The 13,322-nt window shown below is 64.1% G+C and carries 12 protein-coding genes; 10 read left to right on the plus strand and 2 right to left on the minus strand.

Annotation, left to right across the window (positions count from 1 at the left end; all coding sequences use genetic code 11):
* The first annotated feature begins 1 nt into the window (after position 1).
* The 3 genes from NKI46_RS18770 to NKI46_RS18780 all read left to right on the plus strand — a co-directional run bounded on the left by NKI46_RS18770 (position 2) and on the right by NKI46_RS18780 (position 3,953).
* Positions 2-1,816, plus strand: coding sequence for an IucA/IucC family protein (locus NKI46_RS18770; protein ID WP_352747349.1), 1,815 nt, complete (start codon positions 2-4; stop codon positions 1,814-1,816).
* On the plus strand, positions 1,813-3,147 hold the full coding sequence (locus NKI46_RS18775; RefSeq protein ID WP_352747352.1) for a lysine N(6)-hydroxylase/L-ornithine N(5)-oxygenase family protein: 1,335 nt from the start codon (positions 1,813-1,815) through the stop codon (positions 3,145-3,147). The genes NKI46_RS18770 and NKI46_RS18775 overlap by 4 nt, the downstream gene beginning before the upstream one ends.
* 110 nt (positions 3,148-3,257) lie before the next feature.
* Positions 3,258-3,953 (plus strand): aspartate/glutamate racemase family protein, encoded by a 696-nt coding sequence (locus tag NKI46_RS18780; protein WP_352747355.1) that lies wholly within the window; start codon positions 3,258-3,260, stop codon positions 3,951-3,953.
* 16 nt (positions 3,954-3,969) lie between these two features.
* On the opposite strand, the gene NKI46_RS18785 is transcribed toward NKI46_RS18780, so the two are convergent.
* The gene (locus NKI46_RS18785) at positions 3,970-4,158 is read right to left on the minus strand and encodes a hypothetical protein (RefSeq protein WP_352459921.1); all 189 of its coding nucleotides are present in this window, start codon (positions 4,156-4,158) and stop codon (positions 3,970-3,972) included.
* 138 nt (positions 4,159-4,296) lie between these two features.
* Between NKI46_RS18785 and NKI46_RS18790 the strand changes: the two genes are divergently transcribed.
* The 6 genes from NKI46_RS18790 (at position 4,297) to NKI46_RS18815 (ending at position 10,106) form a co-directional block, all read left to right on the plus strand.
* On the plus strand, positions 4,297-4,692 hold the full coding sequence (locus NKI46_RS18790; RefSeq protein WP_023684099.1) for an AGROH133_08824 family phage infection protein: 396 nt from the start codon (positions 4,297-4,299) through the stop codon (positions 4,690-4,692).
* Between the two features lie 246 nt (positions 4,693-4,938).
* On the plus strand, positions 4,939-5,499 hold the full coding sequence (locus tag NKI46_RS18795; protein WP_352747358.1) for a F0F1 ATP synthase subunit delta: 561 nt from the start codon (positions 4,939-4,941) through the stop codon (positions 5,497-5,499).
* Complete coding sequence (gene atpA / locus NKI46_RS18800; protein ID WP_023684101.1) at positions 5,499-7,028, plus strand: F0F1 ATP synthase subunit alpha; 1,530 nt, start codon at positions 5,499-5,501, stop codon at positions 7,026-7,028. Before NKI46_RS18795 ends, atpA begins: the two co-directional genes overlap by 1 nt.
* A 34-nt stretch (positions 7,029-7,062) precedes the next feature.
* Positions 7,063-7,947 carry a F0F1 ATP synthase subunit gamma gene (locus NKI46_RS18805; protein ID WP_023668672.1) on the plus strand — a complete coding sequence of 295 codons (885 nt, stop codon included), beginning with the start codon at positions 7,063-7,065 and terminating at the stop codon, positions 7,945-7,947.
* A 70-nt stretch (positions 7,948-8,017) separates the two neighbouring features.
* Entirely contained in the window at positions 8,018-9,589 is a 1,572-nt protein-coding gene (atpD, locus tag NKI46_RS18810) for a F0F1 ATP synthase subunit beta (protein ID WP_023698224.1), read from the plus strand.
* 109 nt (positions 9,590-9,698) lie between these two features.
* Positions 9,699-10,106, plus strand: coding sequence for a F0F1 ATP synthase subunit epsilon (locus tag NKI46_RS18815; protein WP_023668674.1), 408 nt, complete (start codon positions 9,699-9,701; stop codon positions 10,104-10,106).
* Positions 10,107-10,206: 100 nt separating this feature from the next.
* On the opposite strand, the gene NKI46_RS18820 is transcribed toward NKI46_RS18815, so the two are convergent.
* Positions 10,207-11,709 (minus strand): mannitol dehydrogenase family protein, encoded by a 1,503-nt coding sequence (locus NKI46_RS18820; RefSeq protein ID WP_352747361.1) that lies wholly within the window; start codon positions 11,707-11,709, stop codon positions 10,207-10,209.
* A gap of 175 nt (positions 11,710-11,884) precedes the next feature.
* Between NKI46_RS18820 and uxaC the strand changes: the two genes are divergently transcribed.
* Positions 11,885-13,294: a glucuronate isomerase gene (gene uxaC, locus NKI46_RS18825; RefSeq protein WP_352747364.1), complete on the plus strand. Its 1,410-nt coding sequence runs from the start codon at positions 11,885-11,887 to the stop codon at positions 13,292-13,294.
* Positions 13,295-13,322: the final 28 nt, after the last annotated feature.

Raw genomic sequence — 13,322 nt, forward strand, 5'->3', positions numbered from 1 at the left:
GGTGCAGCAACCGATTGCCAAAGCGGGGGAGGCGACACGCTGGGCCGCGATCAACCGCGACGCCGTCGCCAAGGCCATTTCCGAACTGACCTTCGAGGAGTGCCTGTCGCCGCGCGAGCTTTCGCCCGGCCGATGGGAGCTGACGCCCGGCCCCGGCGTGACCTATCGCTTTGCCGCGACGCGGCGCCTGTGGGGCCAGATCGCCGTCCGTCCGGAGACGCTGACTCGCGACGCAGGCATCGAGCTGCCGGTCGACGATGCGGTCGCCTTCTTCGCCGACGCGCGCGAGACGCTCGGCATGTCGCCGGCAACATTCTGCACCTATGCGAAGGAGCTTTACAACACGCTGATGGCCGACATGCGGATCGCCAAGGCACGCGGCAATCGACCGGCCGCCGATCTAGCCGCGCTGCCGGATACCGAGTTGCAGGCATTGCTCGACGGCCATCCGAAGGCCCCTGCCAACAAGGGACGGCTTGGCTGGGGACGGGACGACTTCGAGCGCTACGCGCCAGAATCGGCCACCGCATTCCAGCTCTTCTGGCTTGCCGCCGCCAGCGATCGCTGCCTGCTGGCGCTTGACTGCGGGCTCGACGAAGAGGCGCTGCTGCAGGCCGCACTCGGCGACTACGAGCGCGCAAGGCTCGAAGCGGCTTTCAGCGCCGCCGGGATCTCGCGATCGACGCATAGGCTGCTGCCGGTCCACCCCTGGCAGTGGCAGGCGATGATCGCCTCGCAATATGGTAGCGAGATCGCCGCCGGCCGGCTGGTGCCGCTTGGCCAGTTCGGCGATCCGTTCCTGCCCTTGCAGTCGCTGCGCACGCTTGCCAATGTGGCACGGCCCGAGGCGCTGCACGTCAAGCTGCCGCTGACCGTCCTCAACACCTCAGCGTGGCGCGGCGTGCCGGGCAAATACATGGCGATCGGCGCCGATCTGTCGCGCTGGCTGGCCACGGTGGCGGCCGCGGACCCGGTGCTCAAGGACGTCAAGGTCTTGCAGGAAGTCGCCGGCGCCTTCTATCCGCATCCGCACTATACCGGGGTTGAAGGCGCGCCCTATCAGTTTTGCGAGATGCTGGGCGCCATATGGCGCGAAAGCTCCGAAAAGGATCTGACAGCGGGCCAGCGGCCGATGATGATGGGCGCCCTGCCGCAGCGCGACGCGCATGGCAGGCCGATCGCCAGCGCCCTGATGGAGCAGTCCGGCCTTGGTCCGGAGGCATGGCTCGATCGCCTGTTCTCCACGGCCTTCGTGCCGCTCTACCACTTCATGTGCCGTTACGGCGTCGGCTTCATCGCCCATGGCCAGAACGTCACCATCATCCTCGACGGAGCGACGCCTCTCGGCGTGGCGGTCAAGGACTTTCAGGGCGACCTCGACCTCGTCGACCAGCCATTTCCCGAACTGGCCGGCCTCGACCCAAAAATCCTCTCGACGTTGAAGCGCCGGCCGCCGGCGCATCTTCTGCAGCATTTGCAGACCGGCCATATCGTCAGCGTCCTGCGCTTCCTGTCCGAGGCGCTGGCCTCATACGACCGCTTCGATGAGAGGACTTTCTACGCCATCCTCGCCGGCGCCATCCGGCGCTACCAGGCGCAGAACACCGAGCTGGCGGAACGGTTCGTGCTGTTCGATCTGTTTGCGCCGAAGATTCCGCGCATCGCCATCAACAAGGTGCGCTTCGCGATCGGGTACGGTGACAGCGGCGAACGCCCTCTGCCGGACCTCGGCACACCGCTCGACAATCCGCTTAACCCCGAGTCAGCCCGGCGATCTCCCATCAGCCCAGCCAGCTCCATAAGGAGTTCGCCATGACCCATACGCTTGACCTCGCAGGCATCGGCATCGGGCCGTTCAATCTCAGCCTCGCCGCCCATCTCGATGCGGTGGACGGCGTCGAAGCGCGCTTCTTCGATCGGGCGACGCGGCTCGAATGGCACCCGGGTATGATGCTGCCGGGCGTCGAACTGCAGACATCCTTCCTCAAGGATCTCGTCACCGCGACGCATCCGACCAGCCCATGGTCGTTCATGTCCTATCTGGTCGCGCAGAAGCGGTTCTATGAATTCCTCAACGCGGATTTCTCAGCCATCCCGCGGCCGGAATTCGCCCGCTATCTTGGATGGGTCGGCGAGAACTTGTCTTCGCTGCGCTTCGCCAGCGCCGTCGACCGGATCGACTTCGACGGAACGAATTTCAGGCTGCGTATCGGCCGCGAGCAGGTGAACGCGCGCAATCTCGCCATTGCCGTCGGGCTGGTGCCCAACATCCCCGCCTGGGCGCGGGCGGCGGCCTCCGATCAATGCTTCCACAACGCCCAGGCCGCCAACCGCCTCGATCGCCTGAGCGGACAGCGTGTCGCCGTGATCGGCGGTGGCCAGAGCGGCGCCGAAGTGCTTCTGCATCTGGTCTCCTCCGACCGCTTCGCCGGCCGCGAAATCGAGTGGATCTCGATGCGGCCGAATTTCCTGCCACTGGACGACTCGCCTTTCACCGACGAACTCTTCACGCCGGGCTATGTCGAAAACTTCCATCGGTTGCCGCAAGGGCGGCGCGAGACGATCCTGGAACAGCAACTGCTTGCCGGTGACGGCGCATCGACGAGCACGCTGAAGGCGATCTATCGCCAGCTTTACACGCTGCGGCACCTCTCGGAGGAAACGACGGCGGTCAACATGACGCCGCACCGCGAAGTGCTGAACGTGACGCGGGAAGGCAGCGAATACCGGCTGATCATGCGCAACGGCTTCGACGGCGCCATCGAGACGCGCACCGTCGAAGCGGTGGTTCTGGCCACCGGCTATGCCTTTGCCATTCCTGATTGCATGGCGCCGCTCATGAACAGGATCGCGCTGGACGAGCGCGGTCATTACAGGCTCAACGCCAGCTTCGAGGTCGAATGGGACGGGCCCGACGACCGCCGGATCTACGCACTCAATGCCGGCCGGCTCAGCCATGGCATAGCCGAGCCGCAGCTCAGCCTGATGGCTTGGCGCAGCGCCAAGATCGTCAATTCGCTGCTCGGGCGGGCACAGTTCGATCTCGATCTGCCCGATCCGCCGGTTGCCTGGAGTTCAAGGCACACGACACAAAGCCTGCATCATCTCGGCGCCAATGCGAGGATGACCGAATCGGGCGCGCGGTGATGTTTGTGGAGGCGGGCCGAAGAGCGTGGTACGGCGCGCGTTAAGATTGACATCGACCCGTAAAGCTTTTCTGTGAGAGAGATCGTTCGGTCCTGCTGGAGGCTCAGCGCATGAAAACCCTTGGCCTTATCGGCGGCATGAGCTGGGAATCGACGGCGATCTATTATCGCCTGCTCAACGAGATCGTGCGCGAGCGGCTGAGCGGGCTGCATTCGGCAAAGCTGTTGCTCTATTCCTTCGACTTCGCCGAAATCGCCGACCGGCAGCATCATGGCGACTGGGACAGTGCGGGCGTGCTGCTGGCGGATGCGGCGCGCAAGCTGGAGGCGGGCGGCGCAGAGGGGCTTTTGATCTGCACCAACACCATGCACAAGCTCGCCGACCGGGTGCAGGCGGCGGTGTCGATCCCGCTTATCCACATTGCCGACGCCACGGCAGTCGCGGTCAAGGGCGCCGGCGTCAAGCGGCCGGCGCTGCTGGCGACCCGCTTCACTATGGAGCAGGATTTCTACAAGGGCCGGCTGACGGAGAAATACGGGCTGCAGCCCGTGGTGCCGAACCAGGCCGGGCGCGACATGGTGCACCAGGTAATCTACGACGAGCTCTGCCGGGGCATCGTCAACGCGGCATCGAAGGCGGCCTATATCGACGAGGTCGCCCGTCTGCGGCGCGATGAGAAGATCGATGGCGTCATCATGGGCTGCACCGAGATCACCATGTTGATTGGCGAGCGCGATTTCGACATTCCGGTGTTCGACACCACGCGCATCCATGCCGAGGCGGCGGTCGCATTCATGCTGCCCTGAAGGGTCAAAACAAGGATCAGGGCTGGGCGGCCACGGCGACATTGCCGTTGCCGACGACTTTCAGCTTCCATCGATCTGCTTCCGTGCCGGCCAGATTGAGGTGCCTGGTCAGGAAATAAGGGCGATCGGTGTCGGGGCCTTTGGCTGTGCAAAACCGGTCCTGCAGATAGGAGGGAGGCGTCGCCTGATAATACAGGTTGGCCACGATGCTGGCCGGACGCGCGCGCGGCCTAAACAGCCTTCCGCTCCTTCACGAATTGCGTGCCAAAACTGCCGCGCGCTTGACTTCTTTTTGCAGCGACATTCAATACATCCGGCATTGCTGTGAGGGGATGAAAGCAAGATGGAATTTGCGTTTCCGTGGCCGACCAGCCAGGGCGAATGGCTGGCTTGGTCCAGCGCCGTCGTCACCTTGGCGCTCGGTCTGCTGTTTTTCCTCGCGCCAGGGCTGGCATTTCGGATTCTGCGGCTGCAGGTCCGGCCCGAAAGGGCAGCGGCAATCGCGGAAGGGCGCGGCCGGATGTCGGGCTTCTATCTCGGCGTCAGCCTGTGCTGCATTCTGTTGGCGCAGCCGTGGCTCTATATGGCACTCGGCTTTTCCTGGCTGTTCACCGCTTTTGGCCGTTTGCTGTCGATGATGTCGGACGGCGCCAACACGCCTTTCAACTGGGCGTCGATCGTCGTCGAACTCGTCCTGGCCGCGTTGCCGCTCGCCTTCGTCTTCGGCTTTCTGCCCTGAATCGGCAGCCAATCCAAAGGCTTCGGTTGAACTCTACGGCCGGATGCGACAATAGTGCCCGAAAAGCATGCGGAACGACGCATTGCGGTCTTAAAATGCCTGTGCTAGACGGCAATCGACTTTCGGCCGGGGATAGCGGAAGCCGCGCCTCCGTGCTTGGAAAAACTTAGTAAGGTCAAAGATTTAGCCAGAGTTTTTGCTCGCGCCAACAATCTGCGGCCCCTCAGACAAGAGAAAAGACGGTCCGTGGCTCAATCGTCATCGCCAATCTCGGGTGTCGCAGAACGCTACGCGGGTTCGCTGTTCGAACTTGCGCGGCAGTCGAATTCGGTGGCCAAGGTCGAGGCCGACCTCAACAGTTTCGCCAGGATGCTGGATGACAGCGCCGACCTGACGCGCCTCATCAACAGCCCGGTGTTCTCCAGCGAGGACCAGGCCAAGGCAATCGCGTCGATCGCCGACAAAGCCGGCATCACCGGCCTGACCGGCAATTTCCTGCGCGTCGTCTCCCGCAACCGCCGGCTCTTCGCGGTGCCCGGCATGATCAAGGCTTTTCGCAAGATCGCCGCCGAACAGCGCGGTGAGACATCAGCCGAGGTCACTTCGGCGCATGAACTGACGGCTGCCCAGCAGACCGAACTCAAGGCCGCGCTGAAAGGCGTCGCCGGCAAGGACGTGGCCATCACTGTTACCGTCGATCCGTCGCTGCTCGGCGGGCTGGTGGTCAAGATGGGCTCGCGCCAGATCGATACGTCGCTCAAAACCAAACTCAATTCGCTCAAGCTTGCACTGAAAGAGGTCGGCTGATGGACATCCGCGCCGCGGAAATTTCCGCAATTCTCAAAGACCAGATCAAGAATTTCGGCAAGGAGGCCGAGGTCTCCGAAGTCGGCCAGGTGCTGTCCGTCGGTGACGGTATCGCTCGCGTCTACGGCCTCGACAATGTCCAGGCCGGCGAAATGGTCGAATTCCCCGGCGGCATCCGCGGCATGGCGCTCAACCTCGAAGCCGACAATGTCGGCGTCGTCATCTTCGGCGCCGACCGCGACATCAAGGAAGGCGACATCGTCAAACGCACCGGCGCCATCGTCGATACGCCTGTCGGCATGGGCCTGCTCGGCCGCGTCGTCGACGCGCTCGGGAATCCGATCGACGGCAAGGGCCCGATCAAGGCGACCGAACGCAAACGCGTCGACGTCAAGGCGCCAGGCATCATCCCGCGCAAGTCGGTCAACGAGCCGATGTCGACCGGCCTCAAGGCCATCGATGCGCTGATCCCGGTTGGCCGCGGCCAGCGCGAGCTGGTCATCGGCGATCGCCAGACCGGCAAGACCGCGATCATCCTCGACACGATGCTCAACCAGAAGGCCGTGCACGACAACGGGCCAGAAAAGGAAAAGCTCTACTGCGTCTACGTCGCCATCGGGCAGAAGCGCTCGACGGTCGCGCAGTTCGTGAAGGTTCTCGAAGAGCGCGGCGCGCTTGAATATTCGATCATCGTCGCCGCCACCGCTTCCGATCCGGCGCCGATGCAGTTCCTGGCGCCGTTCACCGGCGCCACCATGGGCGAATATTTCCGCGACAACGGCATGCATGCGCTGATCAGCTATGACGATCTGTCGAAGCAGGCCGTCGCCTATCGCCAGATGTCGCTCTTGCTGCGCCGCCCGCCGGGTCGCGAAGCCTATCCGGGCGACGTGTTCTACCTGCATTCGCGCCTGCTCGAGCGCGCCGCCAAGCTCAACGACGATCTGGGTGGCGGTTCGCTGACCGCGCTGCCGATCATCGAGACGCAGGCCAACGACGTGTCGGCCTACATCCCGACCAACGTGATCTCGATCACCGACGGCCAGATCTTCCTCGAAACCAACCTGTTCTTCCAGGGCATCCGTCCGGCGGTCAACGTCGGCCTGTCGGTGTCGCGCGTCGGTTCGTCGGCGCAAATCAAGGCGATGAAGCAGGTCGCCGGCTCGATCAAGGGCGAGCTCGCGCAGTACCGCGAAATGGCTGCGTTCGCGCAGTTCGGCTCCGATCTCGACGCCGCCACGCAGCGCCTGCTCAACCGCGGCTCGCGCCTGACCGAACTGTTGAAGCAGCCGCAGTTCTCGCCCCTCAAGGTCGAGGAGCAGGTCACGGTGATCTTCGCCGGCGTCAACGGCTATCTCGACAAGCTGGCGCTGAACCAGGTCGGCAAGTTCGAGCACGGCCTGCTCAGCCATATGCGCTCGGCCGGCAAGGACGTGCTGGACGGCATCCGCAAGGAAAAGGCGCTGTCGGACGATCTGCGCGCCAAGCTGAAGGCCGAGATCGACGCCTTCGCCAAGACCTTCGCTTGAGAAGAAGCCGGACGCTCGGGATCAGGTTTGAAGCATGCCTTCATTAAAAGACCTTCGTAACCGTATCGCCTCGGTCAAGGCGACGCAGAAGATCACCAAGGCGATGCAGATGGTCGCCGCGGCGAAGCTGCGCCGCGCGCAGGAAGCAGCGGAGGCGGCGCGTCCCTATTCCGAGCGGATGGGTGCGGTGCTGGCCAATATCACGCAGGCGATCGGCGGCGGCGGCGATGCCCCGGCGCTGATGACCGGCACCGGCAAGGACGATGTGCATCTGCTCGTCGTCTGCACCGCCGAGCGCGGCCTGTGCGGCGGCTTCAACTCGCAGATCGCACGTCTGGCCCGCGACCATATCCGCCGGCTTCTGGCCGACGGCAAGCAGGTCAAGATCATCTGCGTCGGCAAGAAGGGTTTCGACATTCTGCGCCGAGACTATGCCTCGCTGATTATCGACCGCGTCGACCTGCGCGATGTCAAGAAGCTCGGCTTCGTCAATGCCGATGCGATCGCCCGTAAGATCATCCATCTGTTCGGCGAAGGCGGCTTCGATATCTGCACGCTGTTTTATTCGCAGTTCAAGTCGGTGATCAGCCAGATTCCGACCGCGCAGCAGATCATTCCTGCCGGCGTGGCTTCCGCTCCCGCCGAAGCGACCGCCGGTGGCAATGCCGTCTACGAATACGAGCCGGAGCCGGGCGAGATCCTCACCGACCTCATTCCGCGCAACATCTCGGTCCAGGTCTTCCGCGCGCTGCTCGAAAACGCAGCCGGCGAGATGGGCGCCAAAATGAGCGCCATGGACAATGCAACGCGCAATGCCGGCGACATGATCAACAAACTGTCGATCACCTATAACCGCCAGCGGCAGGCGCAGATCACCAAGGAACTGATCGAAATCATTTCGGGCGCCGAAGCGCTCTAGGCGCGACCGCCAGGAGGTCATCGACCTTCTGATGGAGCGTGAGAAACAAAGGACGAGAAGGGTAAAGACGATGGCGAAAGCAGCGACCCCCGCGAAGACGGCCCCCAAGGCGGCCGCAAAGGCTCCGGCAGCAGCGGCGAAGGCCGCTCCGGCCAAGAAGGCGGCCGCGCCCGCCAAGGCCGCGGCCCCGGCAGTGAAGACGACGAGCGTTGCCGTCAAGAAGACCGGCGCCATCGGCAAGGTTCGCCAGGTCATCGGCGCCGTCGTCGACGTGCAGTTCGGCGATCATCTGCCGGCCATTTTGAACGCCATCGAAACCTCCAATGTCGGCAACCGCCTGGTGCTCGAAGTTGCCCAGCATCTGGGCGAAAACACCGTGCGCTGTATCGCCATGGATTCCACCGAAGGCCTGGTTCGCGGCCAGGACGTCTATGACACCGGCGCGCCGATCACCGTTCCGGTCGGCCCGGGCATGCTCGGCCGCATCATCAACGTCATCGGCGAGCCGGTCGACGAAGAAGGCCCGGTCGACGGCATCGAGATGCGCGCCATCCACCAGCCGGCGCCTACCTATGTCGAACAGTCGACGGAAGCGCAGATCCTGATCACCGGCATCAAGGTGCTCGACCTTCTGGCGCCCTACGCCCGCGGAGGCAAGATCGGCCTGTTCGGCGGCGCCGGCGTCGGCAAGACGGTTCTGATCCAGGAGCTGATCAACAACGTCGCCAAGGCGCATGGCGGCTTCTCGGTCTTCGCCGGCGTCGGCGAGCGCACCCGCGAGGGCAACGATCTTTATCACGAGTTCATCGAGTCCGGCGTCAACAAGAAGGGCGGCGGCGAAGGCTCCAAGGCGGCACTGGTCTATGGCCAGATGAACGAGCCGCCGGGCGCGCGTGCCCGCGTCGGCCTGACCGGCCTGACGGTCGCCGAATATTTCCGCGACCAGGGCCAGGACGTACTGTTCTTCGTCGACAACATCTTCCGCTTCACGCAGGCCGGTTCTGAAGTGTCGGCGCTGCTCGGCCGTATTCCTTCGGCCGTGGGTTACCAGCCAACGCTGGCCACCGACATGGGTGCGCTGCAGGAACGCATCACCACAACGACCAAGGGTTCGATCACTTCGGTGCAGGCGATCTACGTGCCGGCCGACGATTTGACCGACCCGGCGCCTGCGACCTCGTTCGCCCACCTGGACGCGACGACCGTGCTCAACCGCGCGATCTCGGAAAAGGGCATCTACCCCGCCGTCGATCCGCTCGACTCGACCTCGCGCATGCTCGATCCACTGGTCGTCGGCGAGGAGCACTATGCCGTCGCCCGCCAGGTGCAGTCGATCCTCCAGCGCTATAAGTCGCTGCAGGACATTATCGCCATCCTTGGCATGGATGAGCTGTCGGAAGAGGACAAGCAGACGGTGGCCCGCGCCCGCAAGATCGAGCGCTTCCTGTCGCAGCCGTTCTTCGTCGCCGAAGTGTTTACGGGTGCGCCGGGCAAGCTGGTCGACCTCGCCGACACAATCAAGGGCTTCAAGGGCCTCTGCAACGGCGACTACGATCACCTGCCGGAAGCCGCCTTCTACATGGTCGGCGGCATCGACGAAGCGGTCGAGAAGGCTCAGCGCCTGGCGGCTGAAGCAGCGTAATCAAGGCAATAGGGAGTAGTCAGTAGTCAGTAGTGAATAGCAGCCGGGTGATCAGGACAGCTGTCCTCTCCCTACTCCCTACTCACTATTCCCTACTCACTAAATTGACATGGCTGAAGCTTTCAAGTTCGAACTGGTCTCGCCGGAGCGCCTCCTGGTTTCCGAGCAGGTCGAGTCCGTCGTCATTCCAGGCGCCGAAGGTGAAATGACAGTCATGGCGCACCATGCGCCAGTCATGACCACGATCAAGCCGGGAGTCGTCACGCTGAAGACCGCCGGCGGCAAGGAAGAGCGCTATGTGGTGTTCGGCGGCTTTGCCGACATCGTCCCTGCCGGCTGCACGCTGCTCGCCGAATCGGCGGTCGCCGTCGGCGATATCGACCGCGCCGATCTCGCCCGCCGCATCCAGGAAGCCAAGGAAGACGCCGCCGACGCCAAGGACGACCAGAGCCGCAGCAAGGCGGAGCAGTTCCTTAGCCAGCTTACCACGCTCGAAGGCGCGCTGCTGCCGGCGTAAGCCGCAGAATGACTGGACGTGATCCGAGGGGTCATGGTCGGGCAAAGGTATGAAACAGGCCGGGCTTAAGCCCGGCTTTTTGTATCCGGGCGACATCAGGTCACCTGGTCTTTCCCGGTATACCCAGTGCCGCGAGCGCGAGCGCCACCCCGCCTTGCAGGATATGCTCGCGATGAGCGGCAACCAGTTCGATCAGCGTCTGGCGGTCGGGGCTGCCGCTGGCGAAGCCGGCGAGGTCAAACACCGTCACCACCCGTTCCAGCGTCGGCTGCGCTCCGAGCGCCGCCAGTGCCGCGTCGAGCGGATCGGTAAAGTGGGCTTCCGGCAGGTCCTTGCCGCGCGCCTCGCAGGCGGCGATCCAGGCGGCGATCACCAGCGTCAGATGCTCCGGGACCAGGCCGGCCTGGATGCACTCGATGGCGGTAGCGACAATGCGCTGCGGCAATTTCTGGCTGCCGTCATTGGCGATCTGCGCGGTGCGGTGGGCCAGCGCGGTGTTGGAGAAACGTTCGGCAAGTTCGGCCGTATAGGCTGACGTGTCGAGCCCGGCATCCCCAGGCAATGTCGGGATGGCCTCGGCCCAGAGCCGGTCGACGAACGCGCGGATCGCGGGATCCGCGAAGGCGCGGTCGACGGTGACGTGGCCGCTGAGCAGGCCGATATAGGCGATGCCCGAATGGGCGCCGTTGAGCAGCCGAAGCTTCATGTCCTCGAACGGCCGGACATCCTCGACCATGGTGACGCCGAATTTCTCCCAGGCCGGGCGGCCGGCTGGAAACCTGTTTTCGATCACCCATTGCCGGAACGGTTCGGTCATCACCGGCCAAGCGTCCTCGAGGCCGAGTTCGACCGCGATGCGCGCCCGGTCGGCATCGGTGGTTGCCGGCACGATGCGGTCGACCATGCTCGATGGGAATGCAACGTCATCGGCTATATGACCGGCGAGGGCAGCGTCGCCTGAAGCAGCAGCGCCGGCATCGCGCAGTTTTGCAAACCCGACCAGCAGCCGGTGCAGCGTGGCGCCATTGGCCGGCAGGTTGTCGCAGCAAAGCACGGTGAAGGGCGGCGTGCCGGCGGCCCGGCGTCGCACCAGCGCTTCCGCCAGGAATCCATGCGCTGTCCTGGGAGATCCGGGATTGCCCAGATCGTGGACGATATCGGGATGGTTTTCGTCGAGGCTGCCGTCGGCGGCCCTGAGATAGGCCTTTTCGGTGATGGTCAGGGTGACGATGCGGGTGCGCGGGTCGGTCAGCGCGGCCAGCACCGCGCCGGGGTCTTCCGGCGCGACCAGCATCGACTGGATCGAGCCGATAATGTGCAGCGCTTCGCCATCGCTGCCGCGCACCGCCAGCGTGTAGAGCCCGTCCTGTGGCGTCAGCGCATCGCGCGTGTCGGGGCTGCGCAGCGAGACGCCGACAATGCCCCAGCCGGTCTCGCCGGCCGCTAGGCAGTCATCGACATAGGCGGCCTGATGGGCACGGTGGAAGGCTCCAACGCCGAGATGGACGATGCCTGGGGCGACACTGGCGCGATCATAGGGGGGGACCGCGACCGAGGCCGGCAAGGATTGCACTGTTGCGTTGGAAAGGCGTCTGCTGGTCATGGCGCGGCTTGTCGCTGGATGGTGTGCGGGGCGGGATCTGCTAGCGGCGTAACATCCGCTCTTCCGCCGCACAATGACCTGACGCCGGTTAAAAGTCATCATACAACAACCCAGTTTTTGTATGTTGACATTATTTCTTTCCAGTCCTACCGATATCGCCCCTGGGAGGAACGACGTGGCGGGACTGACCGATCCGGATCTGCTTTTTGCCGCCGAAGGGCGCGCGCTGTCGATCGCGCGCGATCTCCATGCCGGCATCAAGGACCTGCCGATCATCAGCCCGCACGGCCACACCGATCCGCGTTGGTATGCGCTCAACGAGCCATTCCCCGATCCCGCGCAATTGCTGGTGGTGCCCGACCACTACATTTTCCGTATGCTGTTCAGCCAGGGCGTGCGGCTGGAAGATCTCGGCGTCCCGACCCTCGACGGCTCGCCGGTCGAGACCGATCCCAGGGCGATCTGGCGGCGCTTCGCCGAGCACTATTACCTCTTCCGCGGCACGCCGACGCGGTTGTGGCTCGACCATGTGCTCGAGCATCTGTTCGGCATCGAAGAGCCGCTCAACGCCGACACCGCCGACCGCCACTACGACACCATCGCCGCCCTGCTGCAGCGCGACGATTATCGTCCACGCGCGCTGTTCGAACGCTTCAACATCGAGGTCATCGCGACGACCGAGGGCGCACTCGACGATCTCCAATGGCACAAGACGATCCGCGACAGCGGCTGGCAGGGCCGCGTCGTCACTGCCTACAGGCCGGATGCCGTCGTCGATCCCGACTTCGAAGGATTTTCTGCCAATCTCGATCGCCTGGGCGAGATCGCCGGCTGCGACACCGGCACATGGGTCGGCTATCTCGACGCGCATCGCCAGCGCCGCGCCTTCTTCAAAAGTTTCGGCGCAACCTCGTCGGATCACGGCCATCCGACGGCCGAGGCCGCCAATCTTTCCGATGCGGCGGCGGAAGAGCTGTTCAACCGCATCCGCCGCGGCTCGGACGACGAGCGCGAGCGCAAACTGTTTCGCGCCCAGATGCTGACCGAAATGGCCAAGATGAGCCGCGACGACGGGCTGGTCATGCAGATCCATCCCGGCTCCTGGCGCAATCACTCGCCTGGTGTTTTCCAAAAATTCGGCCGCGACAAAGGCTTCGATATTCCGACCCGCACCGACTATGCCGCGGCGCTCAAACCCTTGCTCGACTGCGTCGGGCTGGAGCGCGACCTCTCCATCATCCTGTTCACGCTCGACGAGACCAGCTACGCGCGTGAACTGGCGCCGCTTGCCGGCGTCTATCCGGCGCTGAAGCTCGGGCCTGCCTGGTGGTTCCATGACAGCCCGGAAGGCATGCGCCGGTTCCGCGAGATGACCACCGAGACCGCCGGCTTCTACAACACTGTCGGTTTCAACGACGACACCCGCGCCTTTCCATCCATACCCGCCCGCCACGATGTGGCGCGCCGGGTTGACTGCGCCTTTCTCGCCCGTCTCGTCGCCGAGCACCGGCTGCGTGAGGACGAGGCGCATGAGCTGGCGCGGGAGCTTGCCTACACGCTTGCCAAGAAAGCGTACCGGCTGTGAGCCGGGCGCGTGGAATTTTAAAAGGGAG

It is taken from the genome of Mesorhizobium sp. M0615, assembly GCF_040320805.1.
Classification (GTDB): domain Bacteria; phylum Pseudomonadota; class Alphaproteobacteria; order Rhizobiales; family Rhizobiaceae; genus Mesorhizobium.

Excerpts from the sequence above, each read along its gene's own strand:
- NKI46_RS18775 (WP_352747352.1), top strand. The coding sequence starts at position 1,813 with ATGACCCATACGCTTGACCTCGCAGGCATCGGCATCGGGCCGTTCAAT.
- NKI46_RS18780 (WP_352747355.1), top strand. The coding sequence starts at position 3,258 with ATGAAAACCCTTGGCCTTATCGGCGGCATGAGCTGGGAATCGACGGCG.
- NKI46_RS18790 (WP_023684099.1), top strand. The coding sequence starts at position 4,297 with ATGGAATTTGCGTTTCCGTGGCCGACCAGCCAGGGCGAATGGCTGGCT.
- atpA (WP_023684101.1), top strand. The coding sequence starts at position 5,499 with ATGGACATCCGCGCCGCGGAAATTTCCGCAATTCTCAAAGACCAGATC.
- NKI46_RS18805 (WP_023668672.1), top strand. The coding sequence starts at position 7,063 with ATGCCTTCATTAAAAGACCTTCGTAACCGTATCGCCTCGGTCAAGGCG.
- atpD (WP_023698224.1), top strand. The coding sequence starts at position 8,018 with ATGGCGAAAGCAGCGACCCCCGCGAAGACGGCCCCCAAGGCGGCCGCA.
- NKI46_RS18815 (WP_023668674.1), top strand. The coding sequence starts at position 9,699 with ATGGCTGAAGCTTTCAAGTTCGAACTGGTCTCGCCGGAGCGCCTCCTG.
- NKI46_RS18820 (WP_352747361.1), bottom strand. The coding sequence starts at position 11,709 with ATGACCAGCAGACGCCTTTCCAACGCAACAGTGCAATCCTTGCCGGCC.